The organism is Paenibacillus sp. P3E (assembly GCF_001909045.1).
GTDB lineage: Bacteria > Bacillota > Bacilli > Paenibacillales > Paenibacillaceae > Paenibacillus_AQ > Paenibacillus_AQ helianthi.
The window spans coordinates 119589-143868 of sequence record NZ_LVWH01000002.1 but is presented as its reverse complement, the minus strand read 5'-3'; the positions used below and the strand labels follow the sequence as shown (position 1 = coordinate 143868).

The 24280-nt window shown below is 55.8% G+C and carries 5 protein-coding genes (1 of these 5 running past the window's edge); all 5 read right to left on the bottom strand.

Translation table 11 applies throughout. The features are described 5' to 3' along the window. Positions 1–46: 46 nt before the first annotated feature. A complete protein-coding gene (locus A3842_RS01660; protein WP_074100211.1) occupies positions 47–1468 on the bottom strand; it encodes an MATE family efflux transporter in 1422 nt (473 codons plus the stop codon). Between the two features lie 83 nt (positions 1469–1551). Continuing rightward, positions 1552–2880: a diaminobutyrate--2-oxoglutarate transaminase gene (gene ectB / locus A3842_RS01655; RefSeq protein WP_371915977.1), complete on the bottom strand. Its 1329-nt coding sequence runs from the start codon at positions 2878–2880 to the stop codon at positions 1552–1554. A gap of 30 nt (positions 2881–2910) precedes the next feature. Beyond that, a complete protein-coding gene (locus tag A3842_RS01650; RefSeq protein WP_074100210.1) occupies positions 2911–13854 on the bottom strand; it encodes a non-ribosomal peptide synthetase in 10944 nt (3647 codons plus the stop codon). A 68-nt stretch (positions 13855–13922) separates the two neighbouring features. Next, positions 13923–16793, bottom strand: a complete 2871-nt coding sequence (locus A3842_RS01645) for a beta-ketoacyl synthase N-terminal-like domain-containing protein (protein WP_074100209.1) — start codon at positions 16791–16793, stop codon at positions 13923–13925. Positions 16794–16838: 45 nt separating this feature from the next. Further along, positions 16839–24280, bottom strand: the final stretch of a protein-coding gene (locus tag A3842_RS01640; RefSeq protein WP_143186121.1) for a non-ribosomal peptide synthetase. 9352 nt of this gene lie beyond the right edge of the window; 7442 of the gene's 16794 nt are visible here — the last part of the coding sequence; the start codon falls outside the window, past its right edge; it ends in the stop codon at positions 16839–16841.

Below are 24280 nucleotides of genomic sequence, written 5' to 3'. Positions count from 1 at the left end.
CTCCGCTGGACGTTGTACCCAAGGCCAATTGATATGCGCTGGGTTATTATTTGAATGCCATAGCCTCCGTCAAACCTGTGGACTGCTTAAGTTTATTAAGATACAGATAGCACCAGCCTAAGGCGAACACCATCATAACAAGATTAATCGCCGCCATCGCATAGAAAATACCGGTGGCGCCCGCGTCATACCAATAGAACAGCATATACGACACAGGAATGGTCAGAAGCCCCATGCGCAGAATGTCGAGAATGAGCCCCGGCATTGCTCTTCCGGTTGCCTGGAAGGAGCTGGTAACTACAATAGCTGCCACTACGCCCAGATAAGAGAACGAAACAATCCGCACCTGTCTTACGGCGCCCTCTACCACATCGGATACTCCCGTGAGCATGGAGAAGATAAACGGCGCCAAGCCGTTGTAGATAAGAACAAGCACGATGCAAAGCGCAAGCGACAGCAGCACATTGGTCTTGAAAATGCTGAGCACGCGGGACATATTTCCACTGCCATAGTTCTGACCGATCTGGGTCAATGCAGCGCTGCCAAAGCCATAGCCTGCCAGCAAAAGCAGCTCGTCGATTCTTCCGACAATGATCCAGGAGTTCATTGCATGCTCGCTGATGGAGCCCATTAAATTGTTAATAACTGCGCTTGCAACCGACAAAGAGATCATGCTGAGCGTCTGCGGCAGACCGATATAGGCTATCTTGCCAACTACCGAACGTTCCACATGTCTGGCTTTCCAGTTGACAGGAAGACTCGATTTCTTGCTGCGGAACAGGTTGATTACAAATAACAGAGAGACGGTGATCGAGATTGTGGTGGCCAATGCGGCGCCGGCAACGCCCATATTCAGCCCGAATATAAAGATCGGGTCGAGGATAATGTTGACTACCGTGGAGAGCAGCATAGCCATTCCGTAATATTTGGATAGACCTTCGCCCTGCAGCACGCCCAGAAGCGTCTGAAATACCAGCATCATCCCGAGTCCGGGGAGAATCCAGTGCAAGTAGGTCAGCCCGTTGTTCAGTGCTTCCTCACTCATCTGGGAGCCGGACAGGAACGGGAGAATATTGTCAGAGAATAGATAGATTACGGCAATGGAGAGTAGTGCCAGCCCAATCGCCAGCCAAATGCCTGAACCCGCCGCCCTGTCGGTTACCTGCTTGTTCTTCTCACCGATCCCTCTTGCCACAATCGAGCTCATCCCGGTGAACAGGCCGAGACTCATGGCAAGGAAACACATATGTATCGGAAAGACCAGCCCGATTCCGGTCATTAATGCTGTCGAGGACTTGTCGATCATAGAGATGAACACCGTATTGGTTATACCATAGCCAAGCAGCATTAATTGCCCAATGATGACCGGCACAGCCAGCTTGATCGATGTGGGAGCAATCGGTCCTCTCAATATCTCCTCGGATAGTCCGCCCCCCGCTTTCTCTATGGAATTGTTAGATTCACTCATAGATTCCCAGCTCCAATCTCCTATTTTTTTGAATTACATACATATGTTACACTAATAGTAATAAAATAATCAACTTGCATTTCTCAAAGAATAGAAGAGGCCAAAGGTTCTCCCGAAGCGATCGATCGGATGGTTTGCTTGATAATCTCGCAGCCTTGCAGCAGCAAATCCTGTTCAATCATCAGAGGCGGCATGATCTTCAGAACGGTATCATTGCGTCCGACCCGCTCAATGATCAACCCGGCCTGGAAGCAGGCTTTGGCTACACGCTCTGCACTCATCGGATCAGCGCAGCCTCCGAAATCTATTCCCCATATCAGTCCAATCCCGCGTATGTCTACCTCCGGAATCAAAGGTTTGATCTCATTGCGCAGGAAATTTTCGATGATAGCCCCCTTCTGCAATACAGATTGATCTAAATTCTCGTTGCTTCGCAATTCCAATGCAGCCGAAGCCCCAACAAAGGCCATCTGATTCCCGCGGAAGGTTCCATTGTGCTCGCCCGGACTCCAGACATCCAGCTCCGGCTTCAGCAGCAGCAAAGACATAGGCAGTCCATAACCGCTGATCGATTTGGACAATACGATTAGATCGGGCTGCACATTCGTGCGTTCAAAGGAAAAGAATGATCCTGTTCTGCCGCAGCCTACCTGAATGTCATCGACGATCAGCAGCACATCGTGCTGTTTGCAGAGCGCAGCCAGCTGTTCCAGCCACTGCGCAGGAGCAACATAAATTCCCCCTTCCGCCTGCACCGTCTCGATGATAACGGCAGCCGGCTTCTCCACGCCGGAATGGGTATCCGAGAGCAGTGCCTCCAAGTAGCCCAGAGTATCGAAATTTTTGAGATACCCGTCGCAGTAAGGAATGAAGGTCACATTGTGCAGCGGCATACCTGCACCTGCACGGGAAGAGCGATTGCTCGTCGCCGCCAAGCTTCCGAGGGACATCCCGTGAAACCCGCCCATGAACGAGATGATGCCTGCGCGTTGGGTGACCTTACGGGCTATCTTCATGGCGGCCTCCACTGCATTGGTGCCTGTCGGCCCGCAGAATTGCAGCTTGTATTCCATTCCACGGGGGCTTAAGATATGTTCCTGGAAATCCGTCATAAACTGCTGCTTGGCCTCTGTGTACATATCCAGGCCGTGAATGATGCTGTCCTCCTGCAAATACGCGATTAGACGCTCTTTGATGTAAGGGTGATTGTGCCCGTAATTGAGGGCACCCGCTCCGGCAAAAAAATCAATGTACGGTCTGTCGTCGGAGGAGTAAAGAATGGAGCCTTTGGCTTTGCCAAAAGTAGTTGGGAATGACCGGCAATACGATTTTACATTTGATTCGAGCTCTTCATGAATCACTATAATCGCTCCCTTCGCCATATTCACTACAAAAAAAGTAATAATCGCCATTTATTGGCGATTATTACTTTTTCATATCTATTATTTTTTCTTCAAATAGCCATTCTGCACAAAGTATTCCACGTATTTACGGATGTGTTCCTTGCCGATCGGTTCGAAGCTGATGTCCGTCTCTCTAAGGCCGATCTTCAGATTCTTCAGATCATAGACATGCACTGCCCGCGAGTCTTGACTATCAGCGGCCTTCCATACTTCGTCTGGGATTTGTCCAGAGACGCTTGCCTTCGCTTGGAGCTCTTCCATCTGTCTTCTCCATGTGTGGAAGGGCAATTCCTTAACCGGGAATCCGGCTTCGGTCAGCCATTCCGCCAAGTCACGCAGCTCGAAGGAATACGGGGAGGCGACATTAAAATTGCGGTTCAGACATTTCGGGAGGCTCGATAGCCGCACGATCGCCTGACTTGCCTGCTCCACCGGCAGCCAGTTGAATTTGAAACGTCCTTTGGGGATTATTCCCGCTTCTGCGATGCTTTGCAATGTTTTGGCTGCAAAGTCATTGTTGTTCCAGATGCCGGTCCGGCTATGTCCCGAGATGATGTCGGGTCTGTAAATGGTAACTAGCATTCCCTGCTCTCTGGCCCGCTGCACCAGCTTCTCCGCCACCCATTTACTCTGGGTATATCCGAGCGTCTGGTCCAGCTTCCTGTTGTGAACCAGCTCCGCATTGTCGCCGATCACGATGTCACGTTGAAACATGCCGGATCTTGCTTCGGTATTCTCAAAGACGGAGGTGGTAGAAATGTAATGTACCGGCTTGATTCTGGATTGGGCGGCCAGCTTCAGCACCTCCGCTGTTCCGTTCACATTGGCCTTCTTCAGCACCTGGTACGGATAAGCAAAATTTACATATGCGCCATTATGGAAGATGAGGTCGATCTTGCGCGCCAGTTCGTCATATTGATCGCTGGCAAGCCCCAGCAGCGGCTGCTCCAAATCTCCAACCACAGGAATCACTCTGTCAAGCAGCTTCTCCCGCCAGAGCAGATGCTTCCGGAGCGTACGTTCCAGCCTGTCACGGGCTTCAGCCACATTCTTCGCGCGAATCAGACAATGGACCACCGCCGTCTCATGCAATTCAAGAAGGTTCACCAGCAGATATATTCCCAGATGTCCCGTCGCACCGGTCAGCAGGATGTTCCGCGGTCTGTCCCACTCCGGATAAGCCACCTCTGCCTGTATGGCCTCTGCCTCCAGACTGCCGGCCCATGCTTCTTCCACTTCGTCTACATGTTCGTCCTCCTTGTCAAACCGTCGGGCCATTTCGCGAATGTTCGGATTCTCCAAAAATTCCATCAGGGAAATATCCGCCCGCAGCTCCCGCTTCAGCTCGTCAAGCAGCTTGATCGCCAGGAATGAATGGCCGCCGACCAGAAAAAAGTCGTTCGTAACACCGAGGTTCTCCAACTGAAGAACCCGCTGCCAGATTGCAACCATCCGCCGCTCCGTTTCAGTTGCCGGCTGGACGATATCGCGCATGGATACCTTCAATGCCAAGTCCGGCGCCGGCAGAGCCTTGCGGTCGATCTTGCCGTTGCTGGTCAACGGGAAGGCGTCAAGCCGGATAAAGATCGTCGGCACCATGTATTCCGGGAGCTTGCTCCGCGCATAATCCTGTAATTCGTCGAGCGGCAGATTGCTTGGCCCGTTCTCTGTATAGTAACCGATCAGGATGCTCTCGCCTGTCTGATCCTGCTTCGCAAGCACAACCGCGGCCCCGACGGAGGGATGACGCGCAAGCACCTCCTCAATCTCGCCCACTTCAATCCGCAGGCCGCGCACCTTCACCTGGTAGTCCGCTCTGCCCAGAAATTCAATGCTGCCGTCCGGCAAGTACCGCGCCATATCGCCCGAACGGTACATCCGCTCATTACCGCCCTCTCTGAACGGGTTCGCGACGAATTTCTCGGCGTTCAGCTTCGGCCGGTTCAGATAACCTGCCGCAACTCCCTTGCCGCCAATACAGAGCTCACCCGCTACACCAATGGGAACCGGCTTCAGTTCCGGGTCCACAATGTAGATGTCGGTATTCGGGAAGGGCCTGCCGATGGGGACAAAGCCCTGATTGTCGGAATCCAGCTCCGCGCAATCCACATAGGTACTGTCAATGGTAACCTCTGTCACCCCATAGGCGTTGATAAACCGTGTACCCTTGGCGAAATAACGGCGGAACTCCTGCAAATCCTTCATATTCCAGCTGTCAGAGCTTATGATCACGGTCTGCATGGTATCCAGCATTATGCCTGCATTCTTCATGTATTGAACCAGATGCCGCATCACCGCCGGCACAAATTCTGCAATATGAATGCCCTCTTCAACGATCAGACGGTGCAGCTGGACAGGATCTATTACGCTTTCCCTTGGGCAGAGCACCAGCCGGCCGCCTGAACAGAGCGCCCGCATCAGATCGCCAATAAATACGTCGAACGTGAAGGCCGCCATCTGCAAATGAATCCTGTTGTTCTTCTCAAGTAAGTAAACATCCCGATATCCGCAGAAAATGTTGACAGCACTGCCATGCGTAATGCCTACACCTTTGGGCGTTCCCGTTGAGCCGGAGGTGTAGATCACATAGGCCAGACTCTCGGACTGCGGCGGATCGCCGGGGTTGTCGTCCCTGCAGCGGTCCAGTTGGTCCTGCATTGAATCTAGACAGATGATGGTGGACTGCTGCGCATCGAAGCTCGGCTCCATATCGGAGGTGGTTATAATGATTCCGGCATTGGCGTCTGCGGTTATAAATCCGATCCGCTCCCGCGGATAAGCGGGGTCAATCGGCACGTAGGCGCAGCCCGCTTTGAAGACGGCAAGCACGGATACGACCGTCTCCATCGATTTCTCCAGGCAGATTCCCACTACTCCGCCTTGCTTCGTGCTGATGGAGCGCAGGAAGTGTGCCAACCGGTTAGCCCGTGCATTTAGCTCCCCATAGGTGATCGATGCAGATTGGCCGCCTGCTCCCCGTGCGGTAACGGCAAGCTCATGTTGATGTTGTTCCACCTGCTGCTCAAACAGCCCGTGTATGGACTGATTACGGGGATAGTCCCTGGTCCCGTCATTCCATGTCTCCAGAAGAAGCTGCTTCTCCTCTTGTCCGAGAAAATCGTAAGACAGCAGCTTCCGATCCGGATCGGCGACGATTTCCCGCAGCAGATTAACAAGATGCGCCTGGAATCGCTCCATCGTGTTCTCATGCCATAAGTCCTTGTTGTAGGCCAATCTGCCCTTCATTCCGTCCGTTCCCTCCAGCAATTCCAGCTCCAGATCAAACTGGCCTTCCTGCTGGGGGATTTCATAACGTTCGACGGTCCCGTCTCCGCCGTTCATCTTGGCGGTCATATTCTGGCTCAGCAGTTGGAAGGTAACCTGAAATACGGGAGACCGGCTGAGATCCCTTACCGGCTTCAACTGCTTGACCATCAGCGAGAACGGATAGTTCTGGTTGTCCAGAGCCGAATACAGCGTCTGGCTGATCCGTTCAAGCGCTTCCCTGAAGGTCGGTCCGCCTGACAGATCCGCCCGGATGACAAGCGGGTTAATGAAATAACCCGAGGCATCCTGAAAGCGGAGCGGGCCTCTGGCTGAAGCCGTCGTCCCGACAAGCACATCCTCCTGCCCGGAATAACGGTGGAGCAGCACCTGGAAGGCGGTTAATGCCACCGTGTACAATGTTTTCTTTTCCTTGCGCGAAAATTTCACAAGCTCGTCCGTCAATGCCTTGTCGATGCTAAAATTCAGGGTTGCCCCACTGGTGGTCTGGACAGGCGGACGGGGACGATCCGTCGGCAAGTTAAGCACGGGAAGATCGCCGCCTAACTGCGATTCCCAGTACGTCCACATCCTCTTCCCCTCTTCGCCCTCCAGTTCCGTTCTCTGCCAGGCAATATAATCGAAGTAACGCATATCCGGCCCAGTCACAGGCACAGTCCCCGGGTCATCCATCAGCTTGCCGTAGAACGTCCACAAATCCTGAATCATCAGACCTGTGGAGGTGAAATCCGTGATGATGTGATGGATATTAAACAGCAGCACATGATCGTTATCCGTAATGCGGAATAGAACTACGCGGAAGCCCGGCCGCTCCGTCAAAGTGAACGGAACACGGTACTCCTTGATATTTTCGGCGGTCAGCCGCGCTTCATCCCATCCGGAGGCATCGATCAGCTCGATGGGAGGATCATATTGTTCGTGTACAATCTGCGTCTCTTCCCCTTCGATAACAGCAAAGGTCGTCCGGAGCAGCGGATGCTTGAAGACGAGAAACTCCAGCGCCCGCTTGAACAGATCAAGGTGCAGCGGAGTCCGGATTCTGACATGGTAAGCCGTATTGTACGCGGCACTCTCCGGATAAGAGCAATGTACAAAGAACAACGATTGCTGTCCCAGCGACAACGGAAAATGCAGCTTGCCCTGCTGGACGGGCAGTTTCGGACGCTCGGCCTGCTGGAGAGGCAACTCCAAATGTTCTGCCGTCCGAACGGGAGATTCCGCTAGTTTATGCTGCGGCTGCTTCTCTGTCAGCAGATTCGGCGCCGCCCCGTTCTCCTCCAGGACATATCCTGGGTCCCTCTCCTCTTCGAATTCCACGGAGCCGCACATGAAGCTGTGAATATAGATATCCTCATCCCTGGCCCCGAAATCGCGGGCAATCTTGCCGAAGTCCATTCCGCCGATTGGCACCGTTCCGATTCCGCATTCCGCCTGTCTGTCCATCAATACCTGTCCGATCATCCCGGATTCCAGCTGTGCATAAGCCGTGCAGCCCTCTCCAAGGAGAAGACGGCTCTCCGACAAATTGCCGACCAGGAAGATGAAGAACTTGGCTTCCACACTGATTTTGATATTGAAGGGGGTGTGGCAGGCGCGAATCGGCTCGGATAAGCCGGCGTGAATCATGGTTAAAGCATTCTTACTCCGATTGTATTCGTATATCCCCTCCTGAAGCGTCTCTACACCGTTCTCTTTGGCATAGATGTATATCTTTAGACCGGAGACACCGCCGGGAGGCGTGTACAGCCCCTTCTCCACCGAATCAATCTCTTCCGTGCCAAGCGTGGACAGCCATTTGCTGAACTGGCGGAAGGAAACAGAGGCATCTATATAATGCCGTCTGCTGGCGCGAAGGATGTAATGGGACGAGTCCCATTCGTGCGGAGCCAGCGCAATCCGCTGATCGTCTTCATGGAATCTGCGGATATGAGGCTGTTCCCGCGTAAGCTGAACAAGCTCTTTGCGGCTTAGAATATTAAACTTCCGCTCACGCTGGATGCGGAGAATATCCGCCGCCGTCTCGTATACGGGACGCGTTCTGAAATGTCCGGCAATGTCAAGGCGGCTGTCCCTCAAGGTCTGCACCAATGCCGCTTCATCGAACAGCGGACCATCCTCGGCCCGATAATCATAGTAACCGCCCATAAGAGAGAAGATGTACCGGTTGCCGTCGTCCAGCCGGAAGCTGTCGGCAATGCGCTCAAAATCAAGCCCGATGGCCGGGTACAGCCCGATATTGAATTCGTGCTGTCTGTTCACCAGCAGCTGCGCCATGTATCCGGCATCCAGCTTGGCCAGACTCTCGCTGTAATCCACGTACACCGGCCGCAGTGCATTTAGCTGGGCGATGAAGAAGATGCTGAAAGCGGATTGCTCAAACACAGACCGGTTCAACTCCATATGGACAGAGGAATCGATCATGAGCGGGCTGCTGATTAAATACAGTTCATGCGTCAGCGGATGGTAATAATACAAGCCGCCGGCCAGACCTTCTATGCCGCCTTCCTTGATATATACATACGCCTGAACACCATTGCGTCCGCCGGCCGAAGGATACAGGAATTTGCTGTCACCCTTCACCTTCTCCATCTTCAGCAGTGCAAGGAAAGCGGAAAAAACAACAAATGATATCGGCTTCTGCACAAAGCGGTGTTTGCTTGATGCGAAGCGGTAAAAGATCTTTTTGAACGGCGGAGCCTGCAGCTGTACGGTCTGTACCGGTTTCTCATCCAAGGCCAGTGCAGAAGCCGCTGCTTCCCTTCCGGCAGCTCCAGCAACTCCGGCAGCTCCCAATGCCGGAAGGGAAGAGCCGGAAGCGTCCGTCATCGCCTCACCTGCAATAAACTTGGCAACTTCCTCAATTGTAGGCGAGCGGAAGAACAGATCCACCGGGATCGTGACCTTGTATTTCTCTTCCACCATCCGGCTTACTGTCATAATTGTCAGCGAGGTGGTGCCTATATCGAACAAATCGTCGGATGCCTGAATGTCCTCCTCCGTTTCCAGCGCCTCCTTGAACATTCCAAGAAGCTCCTCCGTCAAGCCGATCCGGCTTGCGGACGTCTCTCCCTTGGCTTCAATGTCGGCGGGATTTCCGCCTGCCGCATGACCGTGTATATAAGCCGCGATATCCCGGATAGCCGGATTGGAGAAATAGATTTCGATGGGGACGCTGACTTCATACCGGTCCGCAATCCGCTGATTGGCCGTCATGAGTGTCAACGAGGTTGCCCCGAGATCAAAAATATCATCCTCCGCCGTTACCGCATCCCCGGTGTCCAGCGCTTCACGGAAGATGTCGATCAGACTGCTGACCAATCCTTGATAGTCGGCACTGCCATTCCCGGCAGGCCGCTCCGCCTCTACGGCCGGAAGCGGCCATGGCAGAGCCTCCCGGTCCAGCTTGCCGTTCTCTGTCAACGGAAGCTCAGCGATCCGGGCAATAACGTTAGGCACCATATAATCCGGCAGGAGTCCTCTTACATGCTGCCGGACTTCCTTGGCAGTCAGCTCCTCCCGGTTGGCGCCAATGACGTAGGCGACAACCTTGGGATCGTCGGTATCCTTGTCCTGCACAGCCACAACCGCCTGCCGAATCCCGTTCATCCGGAGCAGCGCCGTTTCGATCTCACCCAGCTCGATCCGGAAGCCGCGCACCTTCACTTGCAGATCCAGACGGCCGAGATATTCCACATCGCCGCCAGGCAGACGCAATGCGGCATCCCCGGTCTTATACAACCGGCTGCCCGGCTCCCCGGAGAACGGGTTCGGAATAAACCGCTCTGCAGTCAGTTTCGGTCGGTTCAAGTACCCTCTGGCCAGCCCCTTGCCTCCTACATACAGTTCCCCCGGAGTCCCTGATGGCACCTGGCGCAGCTTGGCATCCAATATGTACAGCTGTAAGTCGGGGATAGGAGTGCCGATGACACTGGTTTTGGAGACAAGATCAGCGCCGGTTATCGGCCGGTAGGTAACATGTACCGTGGTCTCCGTAATGCCGTACATATTGATTAGCTCCGGTTCCCGGTCGCCGTGCCGCTGAATCCAAGGTGCCAGGCTCTGCGGGTTAAGCGCCTCCCCTCCGAAGATGACATACCGGAGCGACAAGACTGCCGGATGCTCCAGCCGGTCTTCAGTCAGCATAAATTGCTTAAAGGCGGTCGGCGTCTGATTAAGCACCGTAACCCCTTCGGCAGCAACCAGCCGGTAGAACTCATCGAAGGAACGGCTGACCGCGTAAGGAACAATCACCAGACGTCCGCCGTGAAGCAGCGCCCCCCAGATTTCCCATACGGAAAAATCAAACGCATACGAGTGAAACAGCGTCCAGACATCATTCTCCCCGAATCCGAACCAAGCCTCACTCGAAGAGAACAGGCGGACTACGTTGGAGTGGGGGATCAGAGCTCCCTTGGGCTTGCCGGTGGAGCCGGACGTATAGATGACATAAGATACGTTATCGCCGTGCGCACCGCTGTCCGGATTGCGGTCATCCTCTACGGCAAGCTCCTCCTCAATAAGGTCCAGACAGATGAACCGGGCCTGATCCGGTTTAGGCAGCTCGGACAGCTGCCCGGTCCGGGTAACAATAAGCGGCAGATTGGCATCCTCGATAATGAGAGCCAGCCGTTCCTTGGGACTGTGAGGGTCCAAGGGTATGTAGGCCCCTCCACTTTTAAGGATAGCCAGAATGCCGATCAGCAGTTCGAAGGAACGCTCCAAGCACAATCCGATCATTACCTCTGGCCCTGCACCCTGCTTGCGCAAATAATGCGCCAGCCGGTTCGCCCGCTTGTCCAGCTCCCCATACGTCATCTGCAATCCGTTGAAGGTAAGGGCCACGGCATCAGGATTTCTCGCCGCCTGCTTCTCGAATAGCGAGTGGATGCAGCCGGTAGACTCAGGCAGCCGGTTAACGTAATCCGCCCCCCACAGATCGGGATCATGGGCCAGGTCGGTCAGCAAGCCGTGGTACCGCTCGAACATGCTCTCCGCTATTTCCGGCGGCAGCATGGATGCATCGTAATCCCACTGGACCCAGAGGGAATCCTCGCGCTCAAGGCTCATGTTGTCCAAATAGACACCGGGGGTAGCGGATTGCCCGAACCCGGCCGCCACCTCCGGCGGCAGCGGCAAGGCTCCGCCTGCAATGCTGTTAGTAAATACGACCGGGAAGCTGAGCGGAGCAGCCGGTGAAGCAAGCATCAGCTTCTTGCGCAGCTCTCCCAAGCCGCTGACGGCACCGCAGGCCAAGTCCTTGCGGATGCTCTCTTGCAAGCTGAGGGCCCTCTCGGCAAAAGACAGACCGGAAGGGCGGATCACAACCCAGCTGAGCGAGGTGAAGTCACCGACGATCCGTTGAATATCCGGATGAACCGCCGGACGGCTCCAATCGACGAATACGACGGTGAAGGGCTCCTGTTTGCTCTGCTCCTCCAGCACTTGAGCATAGGCGGCGAACAACAGAATTCCGGGCTCAATGGACAGTTCCGCTGCCTTTCGCTTGAACCCCGCCCAGTTGTGGATTCTCCCCTCCAGCCGGCGGTGTCCGTTTGCCGTTCCGCCGCCGACAGCATAGGGGAGCACGGGGCCGGAAGGCAGATCCTTCATTTTCTCCTTCCAGTATGCCGCCATCGCCTTGCCCTCGTCCGATTTGCGGAAACGGCCGGCTTCCTCCAGATAATCACGGTAAGTTAACCCGGCTTCCTCCAGGGAAGCTTCGGGAGTCTCATACAGCTTGAATAGGTCATGATATAGCATAGCAATGCTGTTCCCATCTGCGATCAATGCATCGATGGTCAAATGAATCCGCGCCTTGTTCCCTTTCCACATCGAAACCGACAGATCGAACAAGGGCCACTGGTTCAAGGGAAACTGCATTTGCTGCTTGTCCTGCCGTATCCTTTCTGCTGCCCGAGGGTCCACTTCTTCATTCGACTGCCGATAGGATTCAACAGAAACCACATACTCCGGCACCGATTCCAATACCTGCTGCGTGCCGTTCTCGTGAACGACGGCCCGCAGCATATCATGGGCTCCGACCACACGGTTCCAGGCTTGCTGGAGGCGGGCAATATCAAGCCCCTCCAAATCAAATTCCTGGTACATCCGGCAGCCCGTCTTATGGTTCAGACGTCCGAATAATTGCGCCTGCTGCATATCGGACAGCCGGAATTTATCATATCTTCCCGCCGGAGATGTTCCTGCGGCAAGCAGCTGCGGTGCCGGAAGCTTGTCCTTCAAGGAAATCTGGTCCCAGATCTCCCCGCTCGCGAGCTGCCCGATAATATTCACGTAATCGGCGAACATGCGGGCTACAGTCCCCGGTTGAAAATATTGCTCCACAACATCCCACATCACGGTCAGCCGACCATCCTGCTCATAGGCCTGGTGGTCCAGACAGACCTGCGGTGTCTGGGAGATCGAATACACTGTCTTGGCCAGCCAGCTGTCCTCCGCCGCCCGCCCCGCATTGTTCAGCATGCTGGTGAATACAACCGGAATGGACAGAGCGGGGGCTTGCTTGCTGCGCACCCGCAGCTCCCGCAAGGCCCGAATTCCGCTCACACTGCTGTGGTCAAGATCCTCCCACAGTTTTTGTTGATAGCCCTTTGCTTTAGCTTTGATCGATAGCCGGCGGATCTGTTCGATCGTGAAAATGTTGGTGGATACAAAAGGACCGACAACCTGGTCAATCTGCGGATGAACGGGCGGCCGGTTAAAGTACGTAAGGATGATAGAAAAAGCATCATCTCCGCTCCAATACGACAGCAGCTCGCTGAAGCACAGGATGAGCAGTGCCGTTTGCGAAATGCCTATGTCCTGGGAAATATGTTTGAGCCGTGTCCAGTCTTCCTTGCCGACTACATGCTGATAGCGCCTACGCTCATAGTAAGGCTGCTCAGTCGGCTTGGCAGGGTTCAGGGCATAGGGAAGAGAAGGACCGCTTGGCACCTCGGCATACTTCTTCATCCAGTAGGCCAAATCGCGCTTGTATCGGGGAGACCCCTCCTGATTACGCTGATACAACATATATTCACGAAACGTGAACTGCAGCGGCGGCAGCTCACAGGACGGTTCTCGGTACAGCCGGTACCACTGCTTGAACAATGTCGCCATGCTGAAGCCATCGACCAGCCACTCATCAATGCTAAAGTGAATGATATGCCGGCCCTGGTCCAGCCGGGACACACCTATTTCAAACAAAGGCCATTCGCCCGTGCCGTACAGCTTGTGGGACATGCGCTGCCTGATCTCCCCGATCCGGCGGTCAACCTCCCCCTGATCCTTGCCGGTTAAGTCATATACCTCCGGCACATATTCGGGAACCTGTTCCAGAAGCTGCTGGGACCGGTTGGCCAATACGACGGTCCTCAACATCTCATGATACGTAATCAACCGGTTCCAGGCAGAGGTCAAGGCGGAGATATCCAGATCGTATTCCTCCAGCTCGAAATAGATATGGCAGCCCACACGATCGGTCGTTCCCCCGAAAAACTTGCCCACCGAAAATGATTCCTGCATATCCGACAACGGAAACGGGCGGTAGCGCTCCCGGTCCGATCCCGCAGCCTCATTCCGGACCGGTGAACCGGAATCCTCATGAAGCTCTTTATCCTGTACAAGCTGCTGCATTCGTTGCAGAACTTCCCTTTTCTCCTTGTCGGATAGTTGGACAAACTGATTGTGGTTTAGCATGGTTTCTCTCCTTCCAGAGTGAAAGGCTCACTGCAAGACATGTATGCGAAGGCGGGAGGACCGTCTCCTTAAGGAAGCACCGTCTCGCCGTGAAGCTTCCGGTTCAAAGATTCGAACAAAGCATCCAGCTGTTCCGTTTCTAAAGATTCGATCTCGGGCTCCGGGCAGGTGCCTGTGATCGCCTTCCGCAGCTCCTCCTGTCCGGGATCGGATACGATGCGCGCCGCCAGATCCTTGATACAGCGGCTCTCTCCCAACACCTCCATCGGAAGCGTCAGCCCCAACTCATTCTCCACCTCATATTTGAATTTCATTGCCATGATGGAATCGAAGCCGAATTCCTGCAGCTCCTTGTCCATGCGAAGCTCCTCCGGACGGATTCCCAGCATGGAGCTGATTCTGTCCCCGAAATACCGGCTGGCGGCTTCCTCCGGCCCGATGGATTCCTGGACAGTGAACGTTGAGCGCTTCTCCGTCTCCCCTGAAGCAGAAGGCACTCCCTCCCGGCTCCGGTTAAGCTCCCCTGACCGGGCTATCCAATACCGCTGCTTCGCAAACCTGTAGGTCGGGAGGCGCAACCGGGATCTGGCTCCTGCCGGGTGGAGCTTCGCCCACTCTACAGAAACACCGTTCACCCATAACTTGGCAATGGTGAACCATTGCTTGCTCTGCAGAAGCATATCGACATACAAGCGGCTGGTTGCATCCTGGCTCATTAAATCGCAAATGCCTTGCTTGACCGTTGGAGGCGCCGTCTCAAAGATGCCGTCCTCGCTTTCGGGCGCTTGTCCGCTTGCATAGAGCCGGGCCTTCTCCACAAATTCCTCGGCGGTTTGAATCACAAAAGCAACTCGCTCCTCCATCTCGTCACGGCCCGTCTGCAAGGTGTAGGCGGCATTCCGAAGCTCAAAACGGTGATCGTCCTCAGCAAATGCTGCCGTGGCCTTCACAATCTCCCGCAAGCTGTCTTTAGTTTTGGCCGAGAATACCATCACGACCGGTTCGTCCGTACCCGCAGGCTCCGGCGAAGCCGGCTGTTCGTATTCCCCGATAATGATGTGGGCGTTAACCCCTCCCGCGCCGAACACATTGATACCGGCCACACGTGGAAGCTTCCGGTTGCTTGCATCCACCGGCTGCCGCCACTCCTGTCTCTCGCGAACAATGTAGAACGGGCTATCGTCCAGTTGGATAAACGGGTTTAATTCACCGCAATGAATGCTGGGCGGCAGCTCCTTGGCTCTGAGCGCCAAGATTACCTTCAGCAGACTGGCCATCCCTGATGCCGCCTCCAGATGTCCGGCGTTGGATTTAACCGAGCCCAAGCCGCATGCGGGTGCAGGCACAGTTGGTGTCCCCTGCTGCTTGCCCAGCTCCGCGAATGCATTCTTGATCCCCTCCAGCTCCACGGTATCGCCCAGCGTGGTCGCTGTGCCGTGAACCTCGATATAGGAAACGGCAGACGGATCAATACCGCCCCTGGCAACCGCCTCTTTAATCACTGCGGCCTGCCCGCTTGGATTGGGCGCTGTAAATGACTTGGACCGTCCGCTATGATTGACGGCGGTTCCCCTGATTACAGCATAAATCAGGTCACGGTCCGCTTCCGCCTGGGCCAGCGGCTTCAACAGCAGCGCCCCGATGCCTTCCCCCCGGACAAAGCCGTCTGCCTGCTTGTTGAAGGTACTGCAGCGTCCTGACTTGCTGAGCATCCCTGCCTTGTCAAAGGCTGCCATACTGCGTGGAGAGGCCAATAAATTTACTCCTCCTGCCACTGCAAGCCTGCATTCGCCGGCCTGCAAGGACATTACGGCCCGGTGAAGAGCCACCGCCGAGCTGGAGCATGCGGTGTCCACCGCCTCGCTGGGACCATGGAAATCGAAAATATAGGAGGTCCGGTTGGCAATCAGAAAGTGCGCATTCGATACGATCGAATGCGCATCCACAGGAAGTCCCGACTCTGCAATCAAATCGGTGTATTCATTGTTGGTAACACCGACGAAAACCCCGGTCTGGCTGCCGGCCAGCGACGACGGGCTATAGCCCGCATCTTCGATGGTCTGCCACACCGTTTCAAGAAACTTGCGCTGCTGAGGATCAAGCAGCAGCGCTTCATTCGGCGACATCCTGAAGAAGAGAGGGTCAAAAGAGGCAGCATCCTTAAGGAAGCCGCCCCATTTGCATTGCGATTTGTTCGTTTCCTTCATCGGATCGCCGTAAAATGCCTGCCAATCCCAACGTTCCGAAGGAATTTCCGTTATAAGATCATTCCCCTTGACGAGATGGTCCCAGAATTCCTCCAGATTGTCGGATTGGGGCATCACCCCTCCGATGCCAATGATTGCAACCGCCCCACAAGGTTGCGGTTCATCCATTGTAACCCTTTCGTTCAAAGCCGGCGCCGGCCGGGCCTCTTCGGGCAGATCGCCACCGGCCGACTGTGAGGCAAGCGGCTCCTCCCGCAAGCCGGTTACACGGGCAGCTGTTCGGAAAGGGTTCACCGCCTTGGCGGTATTGACCGGCACGAAGCCGCTGTCTTTCAGCGCTTCTCCCGCAGAGCTTGCAGCCGACGGTTGCGTTTTACGGAATACAAGCTCCGGCTCTGCGGCAATGTCCTTGCTTCCAAGGTTTGAAGATTTGGCAGACCCTGAAGGCTCGGAATAGCATACCGCCAGCTCCTGCGGATACTTGGCACAGAGCTGCTGTGCAATAGAATGTACAGTGATTTCTTTCATTTCAAAAAAAAGAGCCGGTGTAAGCTTAAGTCCCAGCTTCTTATTCAGATTATTCGTCAACTCCGTCAGGGTTATGGAATCAAATCCGTACTTTTCCAGCTCCGTATGGTGCAAAATCTCCTGCTCGCTAAGACTGCAAATAGTCACAATTGACTGAATAAGATCTTTGGTTACTTTTACCGAAAGATTAATTTGGGCATCCAACGTATAACCCCTCCTCTTCCTCCAAGTATTTCCTTACGCTCTGCCTCATGATCCGATAAGCACGGCCTTCATTCTGTCCCGGTTGCCGTAAAGCACCATCAGCTGCTCCTCGTCAGACCCCAGACATTCCTCGAATAAGCGGATTCCCTGTTCATGGCTAAGGGGCAACAACCCCAATGTTTGTTTCATGAAACGCCTGGTTGCCTCATCGACCGGTATGCCGCCGTCCTCCCACAATGGCCAATTGATGGAGACGGTTTTACCGTAACGCTTATGCTCCATGCGCAGCGCTTCCCGTTTGCGGGCAAAATGGTCTAGGAAGCTGTTGGCATAGGCATAGTCACATTGCCCAACGTTGCCGATCTCGCCCGATATCGAGGAGAACAGGACGAACAGATCCAGCGGCTCATCCCGCAACGCCTCATCCAGATAAACCGCGCCGGAAATTTTGGGCTCCAGCACATCCATGATATCCTCGCGCTGCTTGCGGAGGGCGATAGAATCCCGGATAATGCCAGCACAGTGGAGAATTCCGTTAATCCGGCCGAACTGGGCTTTGGCCTGTCTCAGCACGAATCCCACATCCGCTTGGTCGGATATATCTCCGCTCACATAGACCGCCTGGCCTCCCGCCCGTTCCAATTCAGCAAGCTTGGCCGCAATCCCCTCGTTCATAGCCGTTCTGCCGTTCAATACCAGCCTGGCATGGTAATTTTTGGCCAGATGCAGGGCGACCTGAAACCCTATGCCGCCCGCGCCCCCCGTAATCAAATAAACGCCGTTCTCCCTCAAGGGCGTGGTGTTTACGTGTGACGGCTCGTAAATCTCAAGCTTTCTCACCTGCCGCACAACGCCGAGATAACGCACCTCCCGCTCAGGTCCGCCGCTGGTAAGCTCCCGTAGAAGAATTTCCGGAAGCAGCTCCGGGGCATCCGGGTCCATACCGACGGAACGGCCGAGCCAGTGTCTGTTCTCAAGATATAAGCTTTTGTAAAAGCCGCCGACGGCCGCGCCTGCTGGATCATCCCGCCGATACAGATGAACCATCCGGACCTCATGGTCCGAATCGGCAGCAACAGCAGCCCTGCTCACATAGAAGAGTGACAACAGGCCGCGATCAAGCTGGTCGGTCGGGGAAATGCTCTCGCCCCGTGCTTCAAGCGACCACATGTGTACGATATGTGAGTAGCCCGGAGCCACTTCCTCCAGCTCTTCAAATAATTGGCGGTATTCCTCTTCATATAACGGATTTATCAAATAGCTGTCGGTCCCCATGCGCCTAAAGCGATCTCCCGGCTTCACAAGAATGACCCGTTGGCCCGTCGCTGCGGACAATGTCCCGCATAAGCTGCTGTCATCATGGAACAGCACGATCGGACCCTCCACGGGAACGTCATCCTGCTCCCTCTGCTTCTCCTCCCAAGCAGGACGGTACAGGAGGGATTGGCCGTTACCACGCCGGATAAGCGGCCTCACGCTGTAGTCCTTAATCTTGACTCGCACGTTCCCCTCGGAATCGACCAGACTTACATCCAGCCTCAGCACCTCTTCTTCGCATGCAGAGGACGAGAACGAGGCATACGCCAGACAGTGCTCCGGCAGTTCACCGTAGATTTCAAGACTGCCAATCGCAAACGGGATGTACGGACTTTCCTTTTGCGCATGGCGGTTGGCCAGAAAGCCCGCAGTCTGCAGCGCCCCCTCCATCAGGACGGGATGCAGCAGGAATGAATGGAAATCCTGCTGCAAGCGGTCAGGCAAATGAATGCTCGCGAGCGCCTCATCACCGTAAAAGGAGATTCGACGCAGCGGCTTGAAGGTTGTACCATAGGCAAATCCGGCACCCTCAAACAAATCGTAAAATTCGTTCTGCTCCATTTCCGTGCGGCACCGCCGGGCGATTCCCTGCAGATCTAAACGTTCGGACGGAACATCCGGCAGGGCCCCGTAGTGAATCTCGCCTTGAGAGCTGACCGTTCCGTCTTCCAGGCTAATCCTGAAGTCATAGCCCGCTGCCGACTGATGAATGGAGGTCCATGCTTCGACAGGCTCTCCCGTCAATTGCAGCGGCTGAATCAGCGTGACGTTGGCCAAGCCGGTCACATGCTGGTACGGATGCGCCAATTCCCCGGCCATGCGGGCCATCTCCAGGTGGACCACACCGGGCAGAATCATGCGGCCGTCAACGATATGATCCTGCAGATAGAACGCTTCCGCCCGCAGCAGCTTCTTATAGCACTGGCGGACTAAATTCGATTCATTGCTGTCGATGAGTGCGGTCAGAGCCGCCTGCGGGACAACGGCAGGCGGCTCTCCCGACCCGGCGGACACCTCCGCCAGCGGTTCCACCCAATAGCGTTGGCGGGAGAACGGATATGCGGGCAGCTGTACTCTTCCGGGCAAGCCGGAAGGATACAGCCGGTTCCATTCGCTGAAATCAGCGCCTTGCGCCCACAAGGCAGCGAGCCGCTCCAGCTCTTCGGGAAGCTTCAGTTGTGCCACTTCTGCCTCCAGGTCGTCTTCGGACCTGTGAGCCCCCCTACCTTGCGATGAGCTGATGCCGGAATCTCCAGCCGCTGCTCCGTCAAGGTAAGCTTCAAGCTTGGCCTGCAGATCCTCCAGGTCCTCGGCGATAAAGGCAAGTCTTGCTTCCATGGCCTCTCTGCCCGTTTGCAGCGTGTACGCAATCTGCCGCAGACTGACACCTGCAGCAGCTCCCCTGTGCCGGCCGAAGCGGCGCTTCACAGATGCTGTGGCAGCAAGGATTCGCACCAGCTCCTTAATGCGGCATTCCGGCCGCCATTCCATGCTCTCCATTCCTGGGCCGAACCGCTCCTCCACCGCTTCCCCCAACCGGGCAAGCAGAATGGTGTCCAAGCCGCACTCCATAAGCTGAGTTTCGCCATCCAGGTCCTCGCCTGAAATTCCGGCAATCTCGGCGACCAGTTGCTGCACCTCGCCGGTAAGGATAGCCTGCAGCCTTGCTGCAGCGTGGCCGGACTCCCCGGTCCCGCTCTGCTTCAAGAACCGGCTCAACGATTCCGCATATTCCCGCAGCCGCTCTTCGTTGCGTGCAGACAGAGTAATCAGCACATCTTCCCGATCAGGCTCCGGCAGACAAGCGCCGGTGTATTCTTCCAATACAATATGGGCATTCACTCCGCTGAATCCGAAGGAGCTGATGCCGGCCCGGTAAGGAAGCTCGCGACCGGAGTTGTCCTTGATCCGGCTCCAGGGCTGCGTCTCTTTGACCAGATAGAACGGACTGCCGGTTAGCTGAATATACGGATTGATCTCGTCAAAATGAAGGAGGCCCGGTAAAACCCCGCGTTTCATCGCCCCGACAATTTTCAGGATTCCGGCTACCCCCGCCGCCGTCTCCAGATGACCGGCGTTCGTCTTCAAAGTGCCAATGCCGATATGCGGGCCGTTATACGTGCGGCTCCACTTGCCGTACAGTCGTTTAAACGCTGCCTTCAAACCGTTAATCTCCACCGGATCACCTAAGGCAGTGCCGGTTCCATGGGCTTCGATATAGCCGACGGTGCCCGGATCGATCGCTGCCTTTTCATAAGCGGCTGCGACGACATTGGCCTGCGCCTTCGGGTTGGGCGCTGTGAGGGACCCGGCTTTGCCGCCGTGGTTGACAGCGGTTCCCCGAACGACGCCGTAGATGTGGTCTCCATCCCGAACGGCCTGGTTCAGAGGCTTCAGCAGCAGAATTCCCGCTCCTTCGCCGCGGACCGTACCGCTCGAATCCTTGTCGAACGTCCTGCACTTGCCGTCGGGACTCAAGATGCCGACGCTGTCGAACGAAACATACAAGGAGGGGCTTGCAATGACATTAATGCCCCCGGCCAGAGCTAAATCGCATTCGCCGTTGCTCAGGCATTCAACCGCACGGTGCACAGCGACGAGCGAGCTGGAGCAAGCCGTATCGATCGGCTCACTTGGACCGTGAAGATCCAGCAGGAAGGAGATCCGGCCGGTGAGCACGTTATGGGCATTGCCCGTCAGCGCTTGCGCTTCGCTCTCGACAACTCCCTTGGCCAATACGTCGGCATAATCATGTCCTGCCACGCCGATGAACACTCCTGTATTGCTGCCGGCCAGTTGCCTTGGATTATAGCCCGCATCCTCAATGGCGCTCCAGACAAGCTGGAGACTAAGCCGCTGCTGCGGGTCCATCAGATTGGCCTCCCTGGGAGAGATGCCGAAGAAGCCCGGATCGAAGGTATCCATGTGCTTCATGAACCCGCCCCAGATAATATTCGTTGTGCCCGGTTCATCCGGGTTATTCTTATAGTAGCGCCGCCAGTCCCAGCGATCTGCGGGAATCTCGCTTACAAGATTTTCGCCTGCTTCGAGCTTGCTCCAAAAGTCCTCCAGATCCTCCGAGCCCGGCAGCATCGCGCTTATCCCGATGATGGCGACTGCCCCATTCTCCGCCGCACCGGTATCGGCCAACGGATCGTCCGCCTCCTTCCGTTCCTCCAGCACAATCCCTGCCTTGGCCTGCGCCTCACGCATATGCGCCGCTGCTCGCCCTCCCGGCTCCTTTTCGCTTGCCGCGGCAATCGCCTCGGCAGGGCTGAGAAGCTCTGCACCGGCTAAATAAGCGGAGCACTGCTGCGTATACTCATTCGCCAGATATTCCGACAACGCGCCAATAGTCGGGTATTCGAAGAACAGCGTCGGGTAAAGCTCCACATCCAGATCGCTTGCGATTGTCTGCGATAGGTTAACCAGCACCATCGAAGTGGCACCCATGTCCATAAAGTTCTTCTCCGGCTTGAGCGACCATGCGGGCACCTGCAAAATTCCGGCAAGCTTCCCGGCAATATAGCTTCTGACCGCCGGGATCGGTCCACCCGTCTCTGCCGCCTCCTCCGGCTCTCCGGCCGAAACGGCCGCAAACACCGGATCCTTCCTGCGCCTGTCGTCCTCATCGGTTCTCACTCTTTTGGCGACAAAGCCCTCCAGCCTTACCAAAGGGGCTCCCGTTTCGTCATACAGCGTCAGATCCACCTCCCACATTTCTTCATTGCTCTTAACCGGCTGCACCCGGCTGTAACAAATGCCCGACGGCGGCCGGAAGACGGTTATTCTCTTGACCATCAGGGGAATGAACGGCTCCGGCTCTCCGCTATCCTCCAGCAGCGCGAACCGGGTAACCATCGCTCCGTCCAGATAAGCCGGATGAACGAAGTACCGCTGCCCGTCCCGCAGCATTTCATCTGTGAGCCTGAGCTTGCCTACCGCCTCACCCCCGCATACATACGCTTCGGCTACCGTCTGGAGAGCCGGTCCGTATACGCCGGGCTTCTTCCTTGTGTAGATGTCTCCGGCAGTATACGTCCGGTCACTGCGGCGGATGAAGTCCTCCACATCCAGGGGCGGCGGCTCCGCTTCATAGGAGAAGTAATACTCTCCCCGCGCCGCTTCCCTTGGTCCGCTGTGCGCTCCGCCGGAATACACGCTGGCAAAGGCAGCGCCGTCCATCTGAATGCCGACCTCCACCCACTCATCCCGCTCCACGATAACCGGCTCTATCAGCAGAAGGTTGCGGATATGCGCCTGAGGTCTATCGGGATACGCCTTCCGGGCTGCCTCAAGTGCCAGGCTGCAATGGGTAACGCCCAACATCACCTGCTTCCCGAATGTAACATGGTCGCGCAGATAAGGTTCATTGTATCTGAAGGTGCGGGTGTAGACGCCGGTTCCCGAACGCTCCCCGGCAGGCCGTTCAACCGGCGGCAGCAGAAGGCCGTCCCCGTTCTTACCGGATTTCAACCAGTGCCGGACCCGCTCGAACGGATACCCCGGCAGCGTCGCAAGCGCCGGTGTGCCATGTGCATACAGGGCAGGCCAGTCGATTCGGCTGCCGGCCAGCCACAGCCGGGCCAATTGCGGCAGATTCCGTTCCTGAATAGCTGCGCTTACCGCTTCATCATCCGTCTCGAAATCCGGCTCCGCGCCCCCGCACAGCATGCCGGTATAATCGCCGGTGGAGGCCTGACGAAGCATGTGCAGAAGGTTCTCCCTGGATTCTGCAATAAAGGCCAATCTTCTGTCCATGTGGTACCTGGACTTTTGCAGCGTATACGCAATCTCCCCGAGTGAATGCTCGGAATGCTCCTGTAGATACGCATACAGGTTGGCTGCATAGGCATGGAGTCTTGCATCCTTCTTGGCGGAGAGCACAATCAGATGCGGCTGTTCTCCGTATCCGGGCCGCTCGGCAGCCGTATGCTCTTCCACAATTACATGGGCGTTGGCTCCGCCGGCGCCAAATGAGCTGACGCCCGCCCGCCGTGGGAGCACCATCCCAGCAATGACCGGAGCCTTCCATTCCTCAAGCTCCAACTGAAGGCGGAACGGGGTCCGTTCAAGCTTCAAATAGGAATTCGGATTCTCAGCATGCAGGGTGGGCACAAGCTGCCGATGCTTCAGCTGAAGCAGCACTTTCGTCAGGGCGGATACTCCGGCAGCTGCTTCCAGATGGCCGATATTCGATTTGACCGACCCGATTGCGCAATACTGCCGATCTGCACCGCCAGGAAGGAAACCTTTGGTCAAGCCGCTGATTTCTACGGCATCTCCCAGAGCTGTGCCTGTTCCATGGGCCTCCAGACAGCTGATGGTCCGTGGATCGACTTGTGCCCGTTCCAGCGCCTCCGCAATCAAAGCACCCTGCACCGCCGGATTGGGCGACATGAAGGCTCCGGCATTTCCGGTCGAATTAACGGCCGTGCCTTTGATTACCCCGTAGATCCGGTCTCCGTCCCGCACAGCCAACTCAAGCGGCTTCAGCAGCACGCTTCCGGCTCCTTCTCCGACAACAAAGCCGTCTGCCTCCCCACTGAAGGTTCGTGTCTTGTCGTCCGAGCTGAGGTTGTGCAGATTGGACAACCGCTGCAAATGTCTCGGATGCAGGATCAGATTAATCCCTCCGACGACCGCCGTATTGCATTCTCCGCGACGGATGCTCTCGCAGGCCAGATGCAGAGCCGTTAACGAGGACGAGCAAGCGGAGTCCACGGCAAAGCTCGGTCCTTTGAAATCAAAGTAATGGGAGATGCGGTTGGCGATCAGCCAATACGAGGATTGAGCATGGCTGTTAGCGCCCTCTGCCGAAGCCAGCGCCCCCATCATCCCATAAGTCCCATACATAACACCGAGAAAAACACCTGTTTTCAGTCCCTGCTCCGACAATGACCGGTACGGATACCCCGCATCTTCAAGCAGATGCCAAGTCAGCTCCAGCATGATGCGCTCTTGAGGGTCCATCTCTGCCGCATACCCTGCATTGAATTCAAAGAACTCGGCATCAAATTTGTCAGGGTCCGCAATAAAAGCGCCCCATTTGCTGTAGCTCTTGTCCGCAGAAGAGCCGGACGGATCATAATGGGCCGACCAGTCCCAACGGTCCGGCGGAATTTCCGCAACGCAGTTCTTGCCGGCGGCAAGGTTATCCCAGAATTGAT